The organism is Pseudomonas sp. NFACC41-3 (genome assembly GCF_900109505.1).
GTDB lineage: Bacteria > Pseudomonadota > Gammaproteobacteria > Pseudomonadales > Pseudomonadaceae > Aquipseudomonas > Aquipseudomonas chlororaphis.
Window position 1 is genome coordinate 157,564 of record NZ_FOAE01000007.1, and the last position, 19,536, is coordinate 177,099.

The 19,536-nt window shown below is 65.7% G+C and carries 16 protein-coding genes; 7 read left to right on the plus strand and 9 right to left on the minus strand.

Features of this window, described 5'->3' with window-relative positions; all coding sequences use genetic code 11:
• Positions 1 to 746 precede the first annotated feature (746 nt).
• Positions 747 to 1,523 carry an IclR family transcriptional regulator gene (locus tag BMY68_RS28490; protein WP_007928890.1) on the minus strand — a complete coding sequence of 259 codons (777 nt, stop codon included), beginning with the start codon at positions 1,521 to 1,523 and terminating at the stop codon, positions 747 to 749.
• 210 nt (positions 1,524 to 1,733) lie between these two features.
• Here BMY68_RS28490 and BMY68_RS28495 point away from each other — a divergent pair, with 210 nt between their 5' ends.
• Positions 1,734 to 3,461, plus strand: coding sequence for an FAD-dependent oxidoreductase (locus BMY68_RS28495; protein WP_085534573.1), 1,728 nt, complete (start codon positions 1,734 to 1,736; stop codon positions 3,459 to 3,461).
• 173 nt (positions 3,462 to 3,634) lie between these two features.
• On the opposite strand, the gene pcaG is transcribed toward BMY68_RS28495, so the two are convergent.
• From pcaG to pcaQ, 3 genes are all read right to left on the minus strand, one after another.
• The gene (pcaG, locus tag BMY68_RS28500; RefSeq protein WP_085534571.1) at positions 3,635 to 4,240 is read right to left on the minus strand and encodes a protocatechuate 3,4-dioxygenase subunit alpha; all 606 of its coding nucleotides are present in this window, start codon (positions 4,238 to 4,240) and stop codon (positions 3,635 to 3,637) included.
• 10 nt (positions 4,241 to 4,250) lie between these two features.
• Positions 4,251 to 4,970 carry a protocatechuate 3,4-dioxygenase subunit beta gene (pcaH, locus tag BMY68_RS28505; protein ID WP_053262773.1) on the minus strand — a complete coding sequence of 240 codons (720 nt, stop codon included), beginning with the start codon at positions 4,968 to 4,970 and terminating at the stop codon, positions 4,251 to 4,253.
• A gap of 103 nt (positions 4,971 to 5,073) precedes the next feature.
• Positions 5,074 to 6,003, minus strand: a complete 930-nt coding sequence (pcaQ, locus tag BMY68_RS28510; protein WP_062824513.1) for a pca operon transcription factor PcaQ — start codon at positions 6,001 to 6,003, stop codon at positions 5,074 to 5,076.
• A gap of 139 nt (positions 6,004 to 6,142) precedes the next feature.
• Here pcaQ and BMY68_RS28515 point away from each other — a divergent pair, with 139 nt between their 5' ends.
• Entirely contained in the window at positions 6,143 to 7,039 is an 897-nt protein-coding gene (locus BMY68_RS28515; protein WP_085534569.1) for a KPN_02809 family neutral zinc metallopeptidase, read from the plus strand.
• Entirely contained in the window at positions 7,039 to 8,016 is a 978-nt protein-coding gene (locus tag BMY68_RS28520; RefSeq protein ID WP_085534567.1) for a hypothetical protein, read from the plus strand. Before BMY68_RS28515 ends, BMY68_RS28520 begins: the two co-directional genes overlap by 1 nt.
• Before the next feature lie 45 nt (positions 8,017 to 8,061).
• On the opposite strand, the gene BMY68_RS28525 is transcribed toward BMY68_RS28520, so the two are convergent.
• From BMY68_RS28525 to BMY68_RS28535, 3 genes are all read right to left on the minus strand, one after another.
• A complete protein-coding gene (locus BMY68_RS28525; protein ID WP_085534565.1) occupies positions 8,062 to 8,655 on the minus strand; it encodes an HAD family hydrolase in 594 nt (197 codons plus the stop codon).
• The gene (tesB, locus tag BMY68_RS28530; RefSeq protein WP_007928905.1) at positions 8,652 to 9,521 is read right to left on the minus strand and encodes an acyl-CoA thioesterase II; all 870 of its coding nucleotides are present in this window, start codon (positions 9,519 to 9,521) and stop codon (positions 8,652 to 8,654) included. The genes BMY68_RS28525 and tesB overlap by 4 nt, the downstream gene beginning before the upstream one ends.
• A 101-nt stretch (positions 9,522 to 9,622) precedes the next feature.
• Positions 9,623 to 10,192, minus strand: a complete 570-nt coding sequence (locus BMY68_RS28535; protein ID WP_009045759.1) for a GNAT family N-acetyltransferase — start codon at positions 10,190 to 10,192, stop codon at positions 9,623 to 9,625.
• A 74-nt stretch (positions 10,193 to 10,266) separates the two neighbouring features.
• On the opposite strand from BMY68_RS28535, the gene BMY68_RS28540 reads away from it, so the two are divergent.
• The gene (locus tag BMY68_RS28540) at positions 10,267 to 11,187 is read left to right on the plus strand and encodes a histone deacetylase family protein (RefSeq protein ID WP_062824509.1); all 921 of its coding nucleotides are present in this window, start codon (positions 10,267 to 10,269) and stop codon (positions 11,185 to 11,187) included.
• Positions 11,188 to 11,946: 759 nt separating this feature from the next.
• Positions 11,947 to 13,188 (plus strand): TIGR03862 family flavoprotein, encoded by a 1,242-nt coding sequence (locus BMY68_RS28545; protein ID WP_085534563.1) that lies wholly within the window; start codon positions 11,947 to 11,949, stop codon positions 13,186 to 13,188.
• Between the two features lie 178 nt (positions 13,189 to 13,366).
• On the opposite strand, the gene BMY68_RS28550 is transcribed toward BMY68_RS28545, so the two are convergent.
• Positions 13,367 to 14,701, minus strand: a complete 1,335-nt coding sequence (locus tag BMY68_RS28550) for an RNA helicase RhlE1 (protein ID WP_009045762.1) — start codon at positions 14,699 to 14,701, stop codon at positions 13,367 to 13,369.
• A gap of 214 nt (positions 14,702 to 14,915) precedes the next feature.
• Here BMY68_RS28550 and BMY68_RS28555 point away from each other — a divergent pair, with 214 nt between their 5' ends.
• Both BMY68_RS28555 and BMY68_RS28560 read left to right on the plus strand, forming a co-directional pair.
• A complete protein-coding gene (locus tag BMY68_RS28555) occupies positions 14,916 to 15,371 on the plus strand; it encodes a hypothetical protein (protein WP_085534561.1) in 456 nt (151 codons plus the stop codon).
• A 289-nt stretch (positions 15,372 to 15,660) separates the two neighbouring features.
• Positions 15,661 to 18,528, plus strand: coding sequence for a discoidin domain-containing protein (locus BMY68_RS28560; protein ID WP_085534560.1), 2,868 nt, complete (start codon positions 15,661 to 15,663; stop codon positions 18,526 to 18,528).
• Between the two features lie 71 nt (positions 18,529 to 18,599).
• On the opposite strand, the gene yedA is transcribed toward BMY68_RS28560, so the two are convergent.
• Positions 18,600 to 19,514, minus strand: a complete 915-nt coding sequence (yedA, locus tag BMY68_RS28565; RefSeq protein ID WP_009045765.1) for a drug/metabolite exporter YedA — start codon at positions 19,512 to 19,514, stop codon at positions 18,600 to 18,602.
• Positions 19,515 to 19,536 lie beyond the last annotated feature (22 nt).

Sequence of the window (19,536 nt, forward strand, 5' to 3'; positions counted from 1 at the left end):
CGATCGGGCGCGCAGCGGCCGTAAAACCGGCGACCGCGTTCAGCCTGCCCCACCCGTAATGAGCGGTTTTGCGGCTCCTGCGGAGCCGATCGCAGGCTGCGCCAGCGGCTACAGGAAACGGGGAAACCTTTGTAGCCGCTGCCGAGCCCCGCGAGGTTGCGATCGGGCGCGCAGCGGCCGCAAAACAGGCGACCGTGTTCGGCCTGTCCCACCGCAGAGGCCGGTTTTGCGGCTCCTGCGGAGCCGATCGCAGGCTGAGCCAGCGGCTACAGGAAACGGGGAAACCCTGTAGCCGCTGCCGAGCCCCGCGAGGCTGCGATCGGGCGCGCAGCGGCCGTAAAACAGACGACCGTATTCGGCCTGCCCCACCGCAGTGGCCGGTTTTGCGGCTCCTACGGAGCCGATCGCAGGCTACGCCAGCGGCTACAGAAAACGGAGAAATCCTGTAGCCGCTGCCGAGCCCCGCGAGGCTGCGATCGGGCGCGCAGCGGCCGTAAAACAGACGACCGTATTCGGCCTGCCCCACCGCAGTGGCCGGTTTTGCGGCTCCTACGGAGCCGATCGCAGGCTACGCCAGCGGCTACAGAAAACGGAGAAATCCTGTAGCCGCTGCCGAGCCCCGCGAGGCTGCGATCGGGCGCGCAGCGGCCGTAAAATAGGCGACCGCGTTCAGCCTGCCCCACCCGTAGTGAGCGGTTTTACGGCGCCTGCGGAGCCGATCGCAGGCTGCGCCAGCGGCTACAGAGTCAGCTGAAGAGTTCGGAGGCCTGGCTGGCGGCCGAGAGTTCGTCGGTGAACTTCAACAGCAGCGGCGCCAGTTCATGCAGGCGCGCCAGCGGCATGCGCGCGCTGGGGCCGGCGATGCTCAGCACTCCGACCACCCGGCCGTCGACCGGATGACGCACCACCGCGGCCACCGCCGAGGTGCCCACCGCCGAGCTTTCCTCGACCCAGGCGTAACCCTGTTCCCGAGCCAGGCGCAGGCGTTCGAGCAGTTCGATGTTCGAGCGCGGCGCGTTCGGGCCCAGGTCCGCGGGGATCTCGGCAGCCTGGCGCTCCACCAGCGACAACGCCTCGGCATCGCTCAGGCAGGCCAGCCAGGCGTGCCCGGAAGCGGTATAGAACAACGGCGCCTCGCGGCCCATGTCGGGGTCGTAGCGCAACCCGGAACGGGCGCCCTGGGACTTGGCGATCCAGGTCTGGCGCTCGTCCTCGATCACCCCGAGGCGCACCAGCTCGCCGGTTTCCTGGGCCAGCCGGTCGAGCACCGGCTGGACGATATCCGCGCCGCTGCTGGACAGGTAGCGAAAGCCCATAGCCACCAGCTTGGTCGACAGGTGATAGCGCAGGTTGTCCGGATTCTGGCGCACGTAGCCCAGGCGGATCAGCTCCGCCAACAGCCGGTGGGTGGCGCTTTTGGGGATGCCCAGTTGCTCGGCCAGGGTCTGCATCGGCAGGCCGCGGGGGTCGCTGGTAAGACTTTCCAGAACGCTGAAGACGCGCTCGATTTGACTGCCGGCCATGGTCGGGTCCAGACGAAATTTGGCCGATTCTAGTGACAACCGGCGCAATGGGGAAACACACCGCGGCCTCGTTCGATAACCGCCCATAAAAACCTCGGCACGGCGCAGATGATCCTGCCCTCGCCTTGCTGTCGACTATTCGACTCCGTATATTTTTTGGAATCAAGTTCCAAAAATAATAATCGTTCGTTTAGCGGAGTTGCTTCTTCCATGCCTGCCACCGCCTCCCTGCACCACCCCGATATCGATTGCGACGTGCTGGTCGTCGGCTCCGGCGCCGCCGGCCTTTCGGCGGCCGTGACCGCGGCCTGGCATGGCCTGAAGGTCATAGTGGTGGAGAAAGACCCGGTGTTCGGCGGCGCCACCGCCTGGTCCGGTGGCTGGGCCTGGGTGCCGTGCAACCCGCTGGCGCGACGGGCCGGCATAATCGAAGACGTGGAACTGCCGCGGACTTACCTGAAACACGAACTGGGCGAACGCTACCAGCCGGAGCTGATCGACGCCTTCCTCGAAGCCGGCCCGCGCATGGTGTCGTTCTTCGAGCGCCATACCGCGCTGCAATTCGCCGACGGCAACGCCATCGCCGATATCCACGGCGATACGCCAGGAGCCGGCACCGGCGGACGTTCGGTGATCGCCGCGCCCTACGATGGGCGCGAGGTCGGCACACTGCTCAAGCGCCTGCGCAAGACCCTGCGCGAAACCTCGTTCATCGGCATGCCGATCATGGCCGGCGCCGACCTGACAGCCTTCCTCAACCTGAGCCGTTCGCTACCGGCGGCCTGGCATGTGAGCAAACGCGTCGCTCGCCACCTGCGCGACCTCGTCACCCATCGCCGCGCCCTGCAACTGGTCAACGGTGTGGCGCTGGTGGCGCGCCTGGCCAAGTCGGCGCAGGACCTTGGCGTACTGCTCTGGGAATCGGCACCGGTCACCGAGCTGCTGCGCGACGGCGACGCGGTGACCGGAGCGATTGTCAGCAGCTCCACCCGGGGGCCCATTCGTATCCGCGCCCGCAAAGCGGTGGTGCTGGCGGCCGGTGGTTTTGCCAATGACATCGAGCGACGCAAGGCGCTGTTCCCACGCACGCCCACCGGCCACGAGCATCTGGCCCTACCGCCGTTGGCAGTCTCGGGCGACGGCTTGCGCCTGGGGGAAAGCGTCGGTGCCCGGGTCGATACCGACATGGAATCCCCCGTGGCCTGGGCCCCGGTTTCCGCGGTGCCCTACCAGGACGGCAGCCGCGGGCATTTCCCGCACATCATCGAGCGCGGCAAGCCGGGGATCATCGGCGTCTTGCGCAACGGCCAACGCTTCGTCAACGAAGCCGACGGTTACTACGACTATGTGCGAGCAATGGTCGCGGCGGCGCCCGAGGGCGAAGAAGTGGCGTCGTGGCTGATCTGCAGCCACGGCTTCCAGCGCCGCTATGGCCTGGGCATCTCCCGGCCCTTCCCGGTGCCGATGACGCCCTTTATCCGCAGCGGCTATCTGAAGCGCGGCGAGAGCATCGAGGAACTGGCCCAGGCCTGCGGCATCGAGGTGAACGGCCTGCGTGCCACCCTGGCGGAATACAACCGGCATGCCCGACAAGGCCAGGACCCGCTGTTCGGCCGGGGCTCGACGCCCTACAACCGCAAGCAGGGCGACCCGCGCCAGCAACCCAACCCGTGCGTGGCGCCCATCGAACAGGGGCCGTTCTACGCGGTGAAAGTCCAGCCGGGCTGCTTCGGCACCTTCGCCGGGCTCAAGGTCAACCCCCACGCCCAGGTGCTCGACGGCCAGGGCCAGGCCATCGCCGGCCTGTACGCCGCCGGCAGCGACATGGCCAGTATCATGGGCGGCCACTACCCCGCCGGCGGCATCAATCTCGGCCCGGCGCTGACCTTTGGCTACATCGCCGGGCGGCACATCGCGGGTGCCAGCGCTTACGAATAAAGCGGCAATCAAGCTCGAAAAGGGTGTGGTTCCTGAGATCGCTTGAAGGCCCTGCGGACCTTATCGCAGGCTGCGCCAGCGGCTACAAAAAGCATGGAATCCCTGTAGCCGCTGCCGAGCCCGCGAGGCTGCGATCGGCTCCGCAGGAGACGCCCGCGGTGACGGATGGCCAATCAGAAATCGAAGAACACCGTCTCCCCTTCTCCCTGGATGCGGATATCGAAGCGGTACGCCCGCTGCCCATCCACGTCACAGGGATGCGCCAGCAGGGTGTCGCGCCGCTGCGGCTGCTCGATCAGGTTCAGCACCGGGCAGGCGGCGTTGGCTTCCGGCTCGTCGGCGAAATACAGGCGCGTGTGCAGGTGGATGTTGATCCCCCGGGCGAACAGCGCCACGTTGATGTGCGGCGCCATCGGGAACCCGGCGGCGTTGTTCACCACGCCCGGCTTGACCGTGTGCAGCGTCCACTCGCCGGCATCGAAGGTGGTGGCCGTGCGCCCGAAGCTGTTGAAGGCTTTCTCCGAATCGAACACAGGGTCGTAGACGCCCTCGTGGTTGGCTTGCCAGAACTCAAGGAATGAGTCGCGCACCAGATGGCCGTTGCCGTCGTACACGTGGCCGATCAGCAGGATCTTTTCCCCCTGGGCGTCGGGCCCGGCCATCCGGTTCCAGATCTCGTCGCTGCGGGTCGGGTTGCCCGCGGCAGCCAGCGCCAGGCCGATGTGCACATAAGGGCCGGCCGTTTGCGAAGGGGTTTCGGGCAGCAATTGGATAGGCATGACGGGCTCCTCAGCAATTCTCGAAGTGGGTCTTGCGCTGGCCGCGCAACACGATGTCGAAGCGATAGGCGAGGCAGTCCATCGGGTTGGCACTGCTCATGTCCAGCCGCGCGATCAGGCTCTGCACCGCCTGCGGATTGGCGATCGACTTGACGATCGGGCACAGCGGGATCAGCGGGTCGCCCTCGAAATACAGCTGGGTGATCAACCGCGTGGCGATCGACGGCCCGCTGATGGAGAAGTGGATATGCGCCGGGCGCCAGTCGTTCGGGCCGTTGCGCCACGGGTAAGGGCCGGGCTTGATGGTGCGGAAGCTGTAGTAGCCGTCACGGTCGGTCAGGGCCCGGCCGACACCGCCGAAGTTCGGGTCCAGGGGCGCCAGGTAGCGGTCGTTCTTGTGCCGGTAACGGCCACCGGCGTTGGCTTGCCACATCTCCACCAGGGTGTGGGGAATCGGCTGGCCGTACTGATCGCAGACCCGGCCGGCGACGATGATCCGCTCGCCCACCGGCAAGCCGCCGTTATTGAAATTGAGCAGCAGGTCGTTGTCGAAACGCCCGGTCTTCAGATGGGAGAAATCGGGGCCACTGGTTTCGCTCAGCGATTGCGGAATGCTCACCAGCGCCTGGCGTGGCGAACGGGCCACGGAGGTCTTGTAGTCGGGAGTCAGGGCCTTGGGATGCCAATTACGGTCACGGATAACGAAGCGACTGCTGTCTGCATCAGACATGTCGGTCTCCTGTTGTTTGATTTATGGAGCGCAGCCCGCGCAGTTTCAAACAACGGCAGCCCAACGACTATTGAAAAGCCCCCTCAAGAACATAACCAAACGGTTAGGGATAACGCCCCTCGCGATAGGCCTGCCCGACCTCCCGCAGCACCTCCACGCACCATTGCGCCGCCAGCGACAGCGGCAGGCTGGCGTTGCTGGAGATGCCCACCGAGCCGCCCGGCTCGCGCTGCCCCAGGTCGATCTCGCGCAACTCGCCATTGGCCAAGTCCAGGCGCACCGCATCCAGCGGGGCGATCCACAGTGCATCGCTGGACAGCGCATAACGCCGGCTCAGGGCCACCGAGAGGGTTTCCAGGCGCTGGCGCGACTGGCTGATGCCGCACTGCACGAACAGGCTGTCGGCGAATTTGCGGATGGTGGTGCCGGCCAGCGGCAGTACCAGCGGGTAGCGCTCCAGCGCATGCCGGTCCAATGGCCCGTGCAGCAACGGATGATCGGGGCGCGCCACCAGGGTCATGGACTCGCTGTACAGATGCTCGAAGCTCAGGCCCTGGATCTGCGGGCTGTCCGTCATGCGCCCGACCACCAGGTCGACATCGCCGACCCGCAACTGCGACAGCAGATAGGCGCTGGGGCCGGTGACCACGCTCACCACCAGCGCCGAATGCCGTTCGTGCAGGCGCCGCACCACCTCCGGCAGCAGCAGGCTTTCGGCGGTCGAAAGCACACCCAGGCGCACCACGCCGGCGGCATATTCGCCACCACGCAAGGTGTTCACCCCCTCGCGCAGGGCCTGCACCGAGGGCCCGGCGTAACGCAGAAAGGCCATGCCGGCCTCGGTCAGGCTGAGCCCGGCCTTGCTCCGGGCGAACAGCCGGGTGTCGAGCAGTTCTTCCAGTTCCTTGAGGGTTTTCGACATCGCCGGCTGGCTTACCGCGAGCACATCCGCCGCCCGCGCCAGGCTGCCCTGGCGAGACATTTCAAGAAAACATACGAGGTGACGGAATTTGATGCGGGTATCGATGTTCAAAGGAGGCCCCGGATGTGTCGCGACAGGATCGATGCGGCTGCGGGCAATGGTAGCGTGCATGCAAAAGGCTGACGACCGGACTGGCGTCTGCCCTACTCACCAGCAACACTGATCAGCAAATTAGAACGAGGATTCACCCATGCTTTGGAAGAAAGGACGGCGCAGCGACAACGTGGTGGATGCTCGCGATGACAGTGGCGGCGGTGGAGGCGGCGGTCTGCGCTTTGGCGGCGGCAAGGGGCTGAGCCTGACCGCCATCATCCTGATCGTCGGCATCGGCTGGGTCACCGGCCAGGACCCGTTGCAAATCCTCGGGCAGCTCGCCGGGCAGATGGACCAGTCCTCGGCGCCCGCCACCACCCAGCAGACCCGCCAGGCGCCGCCGGCCAACGACGAGCAGGCGGAATTCGTGCGCTCCATCCTCGGCGACACCGAAGACACCTGGGGCCAGATCTTCCAACAGGCCGGACGCGCCTATCAGCAACCCAAGCTCATCCTGTTCCGTGGCCGGGTGAACTCCGCCTGCGGCTCGGCGACCTCCGCCACCGGCCCGTTCTATTGCCCGGCCGACCAGCAGGTGTACCTGGACATGGACTTCTTCCGCGAGATGGACCAGCGCTTCTCGGCCGCCGGCGACTTCGCCCAGGCCTACGTGATCGCCCACGAAATCGGCCACCACGTACAGACCCTGCTCGGCGTCTCGGCGAAGATCCAGGCGGCCCGCCAACAAGGCCGGCAGATGGAAGGCGACGGCGGCCTGCTGGTGCGCCAGGAGCTGCAGGCTGACTGCCTGGCGGGCGTCTGGGCCAACCATGCGCAGAAACGCCTGAACTGGCTGGAGCCGGGGGATATCGAAGAAGCCCTGAACGCCGCCAACGCCATCGGTGACGACCGCCTGCAACAGCAAGGCCAGGGCCGCGTGGTACCGGACTCCTTCACCCATGGCAGCTCGGCGCAACGGGTACGCTGGTTCAAGGCCGGTTTCACTCAAGGCCAAGTTGCCCAGTGCGACACCTTCGCGGCGAAGAGTCTGTAATGCGCCGGGTACTGGTGCTGCTCACGTTATGGATGATCTGCGCCGGCGCGCAGGCAGCGGAAAATGGCGTCAAGACGGTCAGCCCCGCGCGGCTGAACCTCGAAGGCGGCGAACTGGCCATCGGCCTGAGCCAGGACTGGCAGCGGCCGCTGCCCGAGGTCCAGCGGGCGCTGATCATCGTCCACGGGCGCCTGCGTAATGCCCAGACCTACCTGCAAAGCGCCGAACAGGCCGCCAGCCAGGCCGGGCAAAGCGCGTCCACCCTGGTGGTCGCGCCGCAGTTTCTCAACCAGAGCGATATCGAGCGTCACCAACTACCCGGTTCGCTGCTGCGCTGGCAGGGCAATGACTGGATGGCCGGCGAGCCGTCCAGCGGGCCCAGGACGGTCAGTTCCTATGCGATGCTGGACGCGATCATCACGCGGCTGAGCGATCGCCAGCAGTTCCCGTCCCTGACCGAGATCGTCATCGCCGGCCACTCCGGTGGCGCCCAGGTGGTGCAGCGTTTCGCCCTGCTCGGCCAGCACCATCCGGGCCTGGAGGATGACGGCATCAAGCTGCGCTACGTCATCGCCAACCCGTCGTCCTATGCCTATTTCGACGAACAGCGCCCGGTGAAGGTCGATGCCGGCGCGTGCCCCGGTTTCAACCACTGGAAGTACGGCCTGCTCAAGCTGCCGGCCTACGCCGCCGGCCAGACCGCGCAGCAACTGGAACAGAGCTACGTCAAGCGCGATATCACCTACCTGCTGGGCAAACAGGACACCGACCCGCACCACCCGGCGCTGGACACCAGCTGCGCCGCCGAGGCCCAGGGCGCCTACCGCTTGATTCGCGGGCACAACTATTTCAACTACCTGAAACAGCGCCATCCCCAGGGATTGCAACAGCAATTGATCGAAGTGCCCGGCGTCGGGCATGACGGCGACAAGATGTTCACTTCGCCCGAAGGGCAGAAGGCATTGTTCGGCCAATAAGCTCGGCCAATAAACAGAGTGAGATCAGCTTGCTCGCGATGGATCTCAGGCCAAAAGCATCTGCTTCAGGATCACGCAATCCTCGGCGTGCCAGTCGGCCAGCTCCGGCCACGGGTTATCCGGCAGGTTGACCAGCACCGTATGGGTGCCCGCCGCGCGACCGCAGTCGAGGTCGAAGCGGTAGTCGCCGACCATCACCATCTCGGCGGGCGCCACCGCCCAGGCCGCGGCCAGCTTCAGCAAGCCGCCCGGGTGAGGCTTGGGTGGCGCTTCGTCGCGCCCCAGCACGTCTTCGACGGCAAAGCAGTCGGCCAGGCCGATGGCCTCCAGGGTGATATGGGCCAGCTCCCGCGCATTGCGGGTCAGGATGCCCAGGCGATAGCCCCGCGCCGCCAGCTCCCGCACCAGTTCCACCGCCCCTGGCGCCGGGCGCGAACCCAGCGCCAGGTCGCGTTCGTGCTCCAGCAGCCAGGCGTGTTTCGCCGCGGCTTCGGCGGCGGGCAAGGCCGCGAGGTGGGTCAGGATGTCGTGCTCCGGCGGGATCCCCAGCGCTTCGCGGATAGCCGCGAAATCATGCACGGCCACCGTCAGGGTGCCGTCCATGTCGAACACCCAATGCCGAACCTCGGCCAGGCTCATGCCCAGTCCTTGCGGTGGCGGATCAGGCCTTCCTGGGTCACCGACGCCACCAGCTGGCCGGCGCGGTTGAACACGCTGCCACGGGAGAAACCGCGGGAATTGCCGGCCCACGGGCTGTCCATGGCATACAGCAGCCAGTCGTCGGCGCGCAGGTCGGCATGGAACCACAGCGCGTGGTCGAGGCTGGCGACCTGCATGTCCTTCTGCCACACCGACTTGCCGTGGGGCAGCATCGAGGTGGTCAGCAGGCCGAAGTCCGAGGCGTAGGCCAGTAGGTATTTATGCAGCGCGGGAATGTCCGGCAGGCTGCCGTCGGCACGGAACCAGACATATTTGATCGGGTCCGCCGGCTGCGGGTTGTAGGGGTCTTTCTCGGTGACCGGGCGCACTTCGATGGGCTTGGGGCACAACAGTTTTTCGCGCATGTGCTCGGGGATCAAGTGCGCGCGCTGCTGGGTGATCTCCAGCTCCGACGGCAGGTTTTCCGGGCCGACCACCTGGGGCATCGTGTCCTGGTGCTCGAAGCCTTCCTCGTCGTACTGGAACGAGGCGCTGCAGGTGAAGATCGGGTTGCCCTTCTGGATCGCCGTCACCCGGCGGGTGCTGAAGCTGCCGCCATCGCGTACCCGGTCGACCTGGTACACCACCGGCAACGCCGCGTCGCCCGGGCGCAGGAAATAACCGTGCAGCGAATGCACATGGCGGGCCTCTTCGACAGTCTGGCTGGCCGCGGACAGGGACTGACCCAACACCTGGCCGCCGAACAGCTGGCGGAAACCCAGGTCCTGGCTACGACCGCGAAACAGGTTTTCCTCGATCGGTTCCAGGGTCAACAGGTCGACCAGATCATCCAACACGTGGCTCATTCAGACTCTCCTCACACAGAGCAATGCCGCGCAGTCTTCGCTGCCGCGGTCGATTCAATCGGGTTCACACACATGGGCACACTCCAGATGCCCCCGACCTGCTATCCATGCAAGGTTTCCAACCATTGTTCGCGGTTGATGCGATACAGCACATGATGACGCAGCGGATGCTCGCTGCCGAGCTTTGGGTGATCGAAATCGTCGTCCGCAGCGTGTTGCATGCCGATGGCCTGCATGACTTTCTGCGACGGCAGGTTGCTGGTGGTGGTGAAGGCGACGATCTCCTTCAGGGCCAGGCGATCGAAGCCACAGCGCAACGCGGTCCAGGCTGCTTCGCTGGCATAGCCCAGGCCCCAGTGCTCGCGCGCCAGGCGCCAGCCGATTTCCACCGCCGGGGTGAACGGCGCCTCGAAGCCCACCACGCCCAGCCCGGTAAAACCGATAAAGGCCCCGGTATCCTTGCGCTCCAGCGCCCACGTGCCAAAACCGTGCTCGGCGAAATGCCCACGGATCCGCCCGATCAGCGCAGCGCTTTCCAGGCGGCTCAAGGGGGCCGGAAAGTAACGCATCACCTGCGGATCGGCACACATCGCCGCGAACGCCGGCAAATCCTCGTCGCGCCACTGGCGCAACAGCAGTCGAGCACTTTCGAGTTGCAGTATCGGCTCCATCGTCCCCTCCATTTCCATGCGTGCCAGTCTACATCGCTGGTAGGATCCTTTTCGGATTCCTACATGAAATTGCCATGCCACTGCCGCTGATCTACCACGAAGACTACAGCCCTGAGTTCCCGGCGGAGCACCGCTTCCCCATGGACAAGTTTCGCCTGCTGCGCGACCACCTGGTGGACAGCGGCCTGACCCGCGATGCCGACCTGCTGCGCCCGGAGCTGTGCCCCAGGGAAATTCTCGCCCTGGCCCACGACCCTGGGTATATCGAACGCTATATGGCCGGCGAGTTGTCGCGGGAAGACCAGCGGCGCCTCGGCCTGCCCTGGAACGAAGCCCTGGCCCGACGCACCGTGCGCGCCGTCGGCGGCTCGTTGCTGGCCGCCGAACAGGCCCTGGAGCATGGCCTGGCCTGTCACCTGGCCGGCGGCACCCATCACGCCCACTACGACCACCCGGCGGGCTTCTGCATCTTCAACGACCTGGCGGTGATCAGCCATTACCTGCTGGAAGCCGGGCGGGTCGGCCGGGTGCTGATCTTCGACTGCGACGTGCATCAGGGCGACGGCACCGCGCGGATTCTCGAACATACCCCGGACGCCGTGACCGTCTCGCTGCACTGCGAAAAAAACTTCCCGGCGCGCAAGGCCACCAGCGACTGGGACATCCCCCTGCCGATGGGCATGGGCGACGCCGACTACCTGAAGGTGGTCGACGATGCCCTCAATTACCTGCTGCCGCTGTACCAGCCGGACCTGGTGCTGTACGACGCCGGGGTGGATGTGCACCAGGACGATGCCCTGGGTTACCTGAAGCTGACCGACCAGGGTGTCGCCGCCCGCGACGAACAGGTGATGCGCCATTGCCTGGGCCGCGACATCCCGGTACTCGGGGTGATCGGCGGTGGCTACAGCAAGGACCGCCAGGCCCTGGCGCGGCGCCACGGCATCCTCCACCACAGCGCGCAACGGGTGTGGACGTCATTGGGTTGCCATTGAAAAATGAGCGCCGCCGCATCATCAGGTTGTCATCAAAAGCTGGGCGTCTTACCCCCAACCGCTGTGGAGCCGCTTGTGGATAACCTGCGCGTAAGCCGCTGCACGCCAGGCAATACAAGCCCTCCAGCCCGCTGCTCATTTTTCGACCAACACTTGCAGCCGCTGCCGCAGGCGGCGATCGACCGGAACGGTCGCTGGCGTCGGCACTGGCGCTGGAGGTCCTGCGGACCTATCGCAGCCTGCGGCAGCGGCTACAAAAACGGCGGCCGGTCGCGTCATCAGGTTGTCATCAAAAGGTGGGCGTCTTACCCCCAACCGCTGTGGAACCGCTTGTGGATAACCTGCGCGTAAGCCGCTGCACGCCAGGCAGTACAAACCCTCCAGCCCGCTGCTCATTTTTCGACCAACACCTGTAGCCGCTGCCGCAGGCTGCGATCGACCGGAACGGTCGCTGGCGTCGGCACTGGCGCTGGAGGTCCTGCGGACCTATCGCAGCCTGCGGCAGCGGCTACAGAAACGGGGGCCGGTCGCGTCATCAGGTTGTCATCAAAAGATGGGCGCCTTACCCCCAATCTCTGTGGAGCGGCTTGTGGATAACCTGAGCGCAAGCCTCTGCAGCCCATGGGATACAAGCCCTGCAGAGCACTGAACGTTTTTTGATCAGCTCCCTGCATAAGCCACTGCGGGACGCATGGAGCATTGGCGACGGGCCTGCCTCGGGTAGAATGCCCGGCTTATTCCGCCACGCCGCCGCCCGCCATGACCTTATCCCGCACCACCCTGCCCCATCACGTCGCCATTATCGGTGGCGGCCCCGCCGGCCTGATGGCGGCCGAGGTGCTGAGCCTGGCGGGCCTGCGCGTCGATCTCTACGACGGCATGCCATCGGTAGGCCGCAAGTTCCTGCTGGCCGGGGTCGGCGGCATGAACATCACCCATTCCGAGGCCTACCCGGCCTTCCTCTCGCGTTATGCCGAACGGGCCCCACAGATTGCCCCGCTGTTGCGCGAGTTCGGCAGCGAGGCGTTGTGCCAATGGATTCATGGCCTGGGCATCGAGACGTTCGTCGGCAGCTCGGGCCGGGTGTTCCCCACCGACATGAAGGCCGCGCCGCTGCTGCGCGCCTGGCTCAAGCGTCTGCGCGATGCCGGCGTGGTTATCCACACCCGCCATCGCTGGCTCGGCTGGAATGTCGATGGCAGCCTGCGCATCCATAGCCAGGAAGGCGAAAAATCGGTTCAGGCCGATGCCCTGTTGCTGGCGCTGGGTGGCGGCAGCTGGTCGCGCCTGGGTTCGGATGGCGCCTGGATGCTGCCGCTGGAACAGCGCGGCGTGCAACTGGCGCCCCTGCAACCGAGCAACTGCGGGTTTGAGGTGCAGGACTGGAGCGATCTGCTGCGCAGCAAGTTCGCCGGTGCCCCGTTGAAGAACGTGGCCATCGGCCTGAACGACGACATCCCCCGCCTCGGCGAGTGCGTGATCACCACCACCGGGATCGAGGGCAGCCTGATCTACGCGCTGTCGGCGCCGATTCGCGAGGCAATCAACAAGCACGGCACCGCTACGGTGCATATCGATCTGTTGCCGGGCAAACCCCATGACCGGATCCAGGCCGCGCTGAGCAAGCCACGGGGCTCGCGCTCCATGGCCAAGCACCTGCACAGCCAGCTGGGCATCGATGGGTTAAAAGCCGCGCTCTTGCGTGAACTGACCAGCGCCGACTGCTTCGCCGACCCGGCGCTGCTGGCCAAGGCGATCAAGGCCCTGCCGTTGACCCTGGTGAAAACCCGGCCCCTGGACGAAGCCATCAGCAGCGCCGGCGGCGTGACGTTCGAGGCCATGGACCAACGCCTGATGCTCAAGCAATTGCCCGGCGTGTTCTGCGCCGGGGAGATGCTCGACTGGGAAGCGCCCACCGGCGGCTACCTGCTCACCGCGTGTTTCGCCAGCGGGCGGGCAGCGGGGTTGGGGATGCTCGAGTGGTTGCGGGAAAAGGCCTGAACCCGGCCTACGCCCTGTAGCCGCTGCCGAGCGAAGCGAGGCTGCGAACGGCCGCGCAGCGGCCGCCAAAGCAAACGACCCGGCTTCTCCAGGAGAACCGGGTCGTTTGGTTTTACGAGGACTGCGTCCTCGATCGCAGGCTGCGCCAGCGGCTACAGGGGCGGTGTTGGCCTCTGGCTTACGGCTTGCGCTTGCGCGGCCCGGTATTGAACGCCGGCACCTTGCGCACCGGTTTCACCGCCGGGGCTTCGGCCACTTCGCCACTGTCCACCCACTTGCCCAGGTTGCGCTTGCCGCCACCGCCGGAAGTCTTGGGTTTCTTCGGTTTTTTCGGTTTCTTGATCACCTGGCCGCTGGCGTCGGTTTCCGGCACCCGGTGCTCCGGGATGAAGTCCGGCTCGTCGTGGCGCTTGAGGGTCTGGCGGGTCAGCATCTCGATGGCCGACAGCAGGTTCACTTCATCGGCGCACACCAGCGAGATCGCCTCACCGGTGGAGCCGGCGCGGCCGGTGCGGCCGATGCGGTGGATGTAATCCTCGGCGACGATCGGCAGGTCGAAGTTGACCACTAGCGGCAAGTCCTCGATGTCCAGGCCACGGGCCGCGACATCGGTGGCCACCAGGATCTGGATCTCGCTGGCCTTGAAGCGGTCCAGCGCCCGCTGGCGGGTAGCCTGGGGCTTGTCGCCATGGATGCCGTCGGCGTTCACGCCCTGGCCCTGCAGCCTTTCCACCAGCGCGTCCACGCCGTTGCGGGTCTTGGCGAACACCAGCACCTGCTTCCAGCGGTTCTTGCGCAGCAGGTGGCTGAACAGCTCCGGCTTGCGCTTCTTGTCCACCGTCACCACCCATTGCTTGACGGTGTTGGCGGCAACGTTGCGCGGGCTGACTTCGATGCTCAGCGGGTCGTTGAGCATCTGCCCGGCCAGCAGGCGGATGTCATCGGAGAAGGTCGCGGAGAACAGCAGGGTCTGACGCTTTTTCGGCAGGGCGCGATAAATGTTCGCCAGCTCTTCGGAAAAGCCCAGGTCGAGCATGCGATCGGCTTCGTCCAGCACCAGGGTCTGCAACTGGTTGAACTTCAGCGCGTTCTGGCGAAACAGATCGAGCAGGCGGCCCGGCGTGGCCACCAGCAGGTCAACGCCGCCGCGCAGCTTCATCATTTGCGGATTGATGCTGACGCCGCCGTACACCGCGTAAGTGCGCAGCGGCAGGTTCTCGGCGTACTGGCGCACCGCTTCGTGCACCTGTTCGGCCAGTTCGCGGGTCGGCACCAGAATCAGGGCGCGCACCGAGTTGGCGGTGACTTTCGGCCCTTCCATGGCCAGCAACTGCAACAGCGGCAAGGCGAAGCCGGCGGTCTTGCCGGTGCCGGTCTGGGCCGCGGCCATCAGGTCGCGACCGCCCAGCACCGCCGGAATGGCTTGCGCCTGCACCGGTGTCGGGGTCTGGTAGCCAAGCGTTTCGAGGGCGCGCAGCAAGGGTTCGATCAGGCCAAGAGTGGCGAATGTCATGGGGATACCGTAGGGAAATTGTCAGCGCAGGTGTGCAATGGGCGGCAGTTTACCCTAATTCAGGCGGGTTTCTTTCGGGCTGACGAGTTGCCCCGCAACAGGTCGCCAGCTGGCGGGCATGAAGAATGCGGGTGGACGCGCCTTGAGGTACGGGAGGAGAATTCAGTCCCTTTTTTCCCTATTGCACCTTTGAAGATCCAGGAGCCTGACCTGTATGGATACGCCCAACCCCTTCCAGACACCGACCGCCGAATTGCAGACCCCGGCGGCGACTGCGCCATTGCGCCTGTACAGCATCAACGCTGTCGGCCTTGCCACCTTCCTCGGCACTTCCGTGGCGGGGTCCTACATGATCGCCGCCAACCTCAAGGCGCTCGGCCGTGAAAGCGAAGTGAAGAAGGCCTGGTACATCGGTATCGGCCTGCTCATCCTGATGATGGTGCTGGGCGCGGTGCTGCCGGAAAGCGTTCCAGCCGTGGTCTTCGTACTGCCACCGATTTTTGCGATGAACACTTACGCGCGCCAACTCTTCGGTCCGGTCGTCATCGAACACAAACTCAGCAAGGGGCCTTTCTTCTCGTTGTGGCGCGTCGCCGGGATCAGCCTGCTGTTCATGCTGGCCTTCGTCCTGGTACTGCTAGCGCTGGTGATGCTGTCCAACCCGGACTGAGTACGACGGGCTGGAACAAAAAACGCCGGGCAATGCCCGGCGTTTTTGCTCGCGCGCTACCCGGCACTCTCAAGCGGAGGCTTCTTCCAGGCATCACGTAAAAATACCTTGCGCCCGGACACCGAGCGTTTCGGACGGGTACGAAAAGCCGCCGGGTCAATGTACAGGGCAGTGACCCACCGCCTATGATCCCGGCCGCCGGCACACCTCCTTATTCATCACTTACCCGCACAGGCACTCTGTCGATCCCGATCGGCTGGGGGGCGTCCGTGCGGTTTCAGGAATGGTTATGCCTCGCTTCAGATTGACCGCGTTTTCCCGCGCCCACCGCTTTTACTGCACCAGCCTCGCGGCGGCCGTACTGTTGCCCCTGAGCGGCGAGCTACTGGCCCAGGAGACCGGCTCGCAGGCTTCGGCCGCCCAGAGCGGCCCCTTCATCAACCTCCAGACCCTCGCCCCGGGAGCCCGCAGCACGGCCGAGGTCGGCACCCAACGCCTGCAACAGGAAACCGGCCTGAGCATCCGCAGCCTCGTGCCGACCACGGCCGATGGCTTCAAGGACCTCAGGGTGCTGGTCGGCAAGACCCATAGCCGCAGCTTGCAGCCGGAGGACGAAATGATTGTCGCCAGTCGCGCCGATGGCAGCTTCGTCGCGCTGTTGCCGCAAGCCAATGCGATCATTCGTGGCACCGCCGATGGCCAGCAGTCGCTGTTGCGCTTCGACGGCCCGCAACGCCCGGCCCATGCCCAGGACTCCCTGGAGGCCCCGGGCAAGGAGCAACCCAACCTGCTCGAATCGCGCAGCGGCCAACGCAGCTATCAGCTCGATCGCAGCGCCAACGGGGACATCCTCATCGACCTGCTGGCAGGCTTCTCGGAGGCGTCGGCCAGGTTTATCGGTGACCCCGAAGCCTATGCCCTGGCGCAGGTGGTGGCGGTCAACCGCGCCGTGCAGCAATCGCAGATCCAGGGCGTGCGTTTACGCCTGGTAGGTACCCAGGTGGTCAGCGATGACATGCCGATCACCACGGGCTCCCTGAGCCAGGTCAGCAAAGTGTTCGCCGACGGCATCAAGCAGTACAGCCCGGACCTGGTCGCCAGCTTCGTGCGCGGGGTCCCAGGCCAGGACACGGCGGTCGGCTGGGCCTACGTCAACGGGCGCTACTCGATCAACTACATCAATGGGCCGACGGTGTTTCGCCATGAACTGGCGCACAACATCGGCGGCAGCCACTGCTCGGACGGCAAAAGCTACCGCTTCGGCTATAACAACGGCCGGGTCGGCACCATCCTCTGCGGCAACCAGGTGCCCTACTACTCCAACCCGGATCTCAAGGACAGCCGTGGAGTGCCGCTGGGCGATGCGCAGACCGCGAACATGGCCAGGGTCTGGCGCGAGAACGCGGCGAAGATCTCCGCCTACGCGCCTGCCGTGGTGCCCCTGGCCGACGAGCAAGCCACACCCTTGCTGCAACAGTCGGTCGATCTGGCCAAGGACGAAATACGCTACTTCCCCCTGGACGTCCCCAGCGGCACCCAGCGCCTGGTGTTCAGCGTGACCCAGGGCCCGCAGAACGAGTCGTCGAGCAAGGTCCAACTGCTGCTCAAGCAGGGCAGCCAGCCAAGCGTCAGCGACTATGACTACCGTTCCCTGGAAAACAACGGTGTGGCCCTGGCGGTCAACGATCCGCAGGCCGGCCGTTGGTACCTGGCGTTGCGCGTGGAAAAGAACAAGAGCGTGGCCGGCATGGTGATCGAGGGTCACGCTTTCGCCACCCAGAACGAAACCGTCAAGGCGCGTTATGTGCGGCTGGTGGCCAACTCCTCGGTGGATGGCAAGGAAGGCGCCAGCATCGCCGAACTGCACCTGGCCGATGCCCGCGGCAAATCCCTGCCCCGCGGCTGGCGCATCCACTCCGCCAGCAGCACCCAGGCCGGTTCGCCCGGCAGCAACATCCTCGACGGCAACCCCAAGTCCTACTGGGCTTCGGCGACCGGGGCCGGTTATCCCCATCAACTGGTGATCGACCTGGGCACCGAGAGCCGCTTCTCCCAGTTGCATTACCTGCCACGCCAGGACCAGGGCCTGAGCGGCAATATCAAGGATTACCAGGTGTATGGCGGCGCCGGCCCGGACGGTCCGTGGACGCTGCTCGCCGATGGCGAATTCAGCGCCGACAACGAGGTCAAGTCCGCCGCCCTCAAGCCGGTCGACGCCGACCTGCCGCCGGTGGCGGTGATCAATGGCAAGACCGAGGCTGAGGCCGGTCAGCAGGTGGTCCTGGATGCCTCCGCGTCCAGCGACCCGCAGGGCAATGCCCTGAGTTACGCCTGGGAAGTGACGCCGGCCCTGGACTTCAGCTTCGACGGCCCGCGCCTGAGCTTCAGCGCGCCCGAACGGGCCAGCGACACCCGCTACCGCTTCACGTTGAAGCTGAGCAACGGCAAGCAGAGCAGCAGCGCCAGCCATGAAGTGCTGGTCAAGGCCGGCGGCAACGCGGCCAGCTGCCAAGCCCAGTGGGAAGCCGACAAGGTCTATACGGAAAAAAACCAGGTGCAGCACAAGGGTCGCCAATACATGGCCCGCTGGTGGGTACAGGGCAGCGAACCCGGCAATCCGAACTTCACCGGCGCCGACGGCAGCGGCAAGGTGTGGAAGGATCTGGGGCCATGCGACAACGACACTCAGGTCGAGCCACCGCTACCGAGCATCAACGGTGCGACCCAAGCCAAGGCCGGCGAGCAGGTCCGGCTCGACGCCTCGGGCTCCAGCGACCCCGCGGGCCTGCCCCTGGAGTACCGTTGGAGCGTCACCCCGAGCCTGAGTTTCCAGGCCAACGGGCCGCAACTGACGTTCATCGCGCCGAAGACCGGCAAGGACGCCAACTACCGCTTCAGCCTCGAACTGAGCAACGGCCATCACACAGTGGTCAGCGAGCACAACGTGAAGGTCAGCGCCGAGGAAGGTGGACAACCCAGCCTCTGCCTGGGGCAATGGAACGCGAATAGCGCGTACCTGACCGGCAACAAGGTCAGCCACAACGGCCACTTCTATACCGCGCGCTGGTGGACCCAGGGCAATGAACCGGGTAACCCGGCGTATACCGGAGGCGAAGGCAGCGGCAAGGTCTGGCGCGACGAAGGCGCCTGTAACTGATGCCCCTGTAACTGCTCCCGGGCGAACGCAGCGCGCGCGTCCGGGGGTTAAGGCAATCACGACCGCCAGTGTCAGGCGGTCGTTTCTTCCGCCAGCACTTTCACTTTCGGTCGGCTCCACTGCGGCAGGCCGATCAACACCACGGCACTGATGATCACCACCATCGCCAGCGCCTCCTCCAGGCCGATGGTCTCGCCGACAAACACGATCCCCAGCAGCACCGCTACCGCCGGGTTGACGTAGGCATAGCTGGTGGCCGCCGCCGGACGCACATGCTTGAGCAAGTACATGTAGGCGTTGAAGGCGATGATCGAGCCGAAACCGATCAGGTACGCCAGGGCTGCCCAGCCTTCGATCGGCGGAACGGCGGCCAGTTGCTCGCCGCTCAACCAGCTGCCGATCAGCAGCACCACGCCGCCCACCAGCATCTCGACGGCACTGGCCATCGCCCCTTGCGGCAATGGCAGGTGCTTGCTCCACACCGAACCGAAGGCCCAGGCCGCCGCCGCGAACACCAGCAAGGCCGCGCCGGTCGGGCTCGACTGCAGGTTGGAACCAAGGTTGAGCATGGCGATGCCGATCAGCCCGAGGACGATCCCGGCCCATTCCAGGCGAGTGTTGCGCGCGCCCCAGAAGTAACCGCACAGCAGGGTGAACAGCGGCACCGTGGCCACCGCCAGGGCCGCCACTCCGGACGCCACGCCCATGTGTTCGGCGACAGTGACCGCGCCATTACCGCAGCTCAGCAGCAGGATGCCGATCACCCCCGCCGCCCGCCATTGCGCCCAGGTCGGCGCCGGCGCCCCGCGCCAACGCAGGAAGCCGTACATCAGGCTGCCGGCGATCACGAAACGGATGCCGGCGAGCATCAGCGGCGGCCAGTATTCGACACCGATACGGATCACCAGGTAGGTCGACCCCCAGATCACGTACAACGCAAAAAAGGCGGCAATCAGGGGCAAGGGAAAACGGCGTAGGCCAGGCATGGGAAGCTCGAAGACAGGACGA

Bases quoted from the DNA above. Each gene is read 5' to 3' on its own strand.
- BMY68_RS28490 (WP_007928890.1), bottom strand. From the start codon at position 1,523: ATGGCCGGCAGTCAAATCGAGCGCGTCTTCAGCGTTCTGGAAAGTCTT.
- BMY68_RS28495 (WP_085534573.1), top strand. From the start codon at position 1,734: ATGCCTGCCACCGCCTCCCTGCACCACCCCGATATCGATTGCGACGTG.
- pcaG (WP_085534571.1), bottom strand. From the start codon at position 4,240: ATGCCTATCCAATTGCTGCCCGAAACCCCTTCGCAAACGGCCGGCCCT.
- pcaH (WP_053262773.1), bottom strand. From the start codon at position 4,970: ATGTCTGATGCAGACAGCAGTCGCTTCGTTATCCGTGACCGTAATTGG.
- BMY68_RS28515 (WP_085534569.1), top strand. From the start codon at position 6,143: ATGCTTTGGAAGAAAGGACGGCGCAGCGACAACGTGGTGGATGCTCGC.
- BMY68_RS28520 (WP_085534567.1), top strand. From the start codon at position 7,039: ATGCGCCGGGTACTGGTGCTGCTCACGTTATGGATGATCTGCGCCGGC.
- BMY68_RS28525 (WP_085534565.1), bottom strand. From the start codon at position 8,655: ATGAGCCTGGCCGAGGTTCGGCATTGGGTGTTCGACATGGACGGCACC.
- tesB (WP_007928905.1), bottom strand. From the start codon at position 9,521: ATGAGCCACGTGTTGGATGATCTGGTCGACCTGTTGACCCTGGAACCG.
- BMY68_RS28535 (WP_009045759.1), bottom strand. From the start codon at position 10,192: ATGGAGCCGATACTGCAACTCGAAAGTGCTCGACTGCTGTTGCGCCAG.
- BMY68_RS28540 (WP_062824509.1), top strand. From the start codon at position 10,267: ATGCCACTGCCGCTGATCTACCACGAAGACTACAGCCCTGAGTTCCCG.
- BMY68_RS28545 (WP_085534563.1), top strand. From the start codon at position 11,947: ATGACCTTATCCCGCACCACCCTGCCCCATCACGTCGCCATTATCGGT.
- BMY68_RS28550 (WP_009045762.1), bottom strand. From the start codon at position 14,701: ATGACATTCGCCACTCTTGGCCTGATCGAACCCTTGCTGCGCGCCCTC.
- BMY68_RS28555 (WP_085534561.1), top strand. From the start codon at position 14,916: ATGGATACGCCCAACCCCTTCCAGACACCGACCGCCGAATTGCAGACC.
- BMY68_RS28560 (WP_085534560.1), top strand. From the start codon at position 15,661: ATGCCTCGCTTCAGATTGACCGCGTTTTCCCGCGCCCACCGCTTTTAC.
- yedA (WP_009045765.1), bottom strand. From the start codon at position 19,514: ATGCCTGGCCTACGCCGTTTTCCCTTGCCCCTGATTGCCGCCTTTTTT.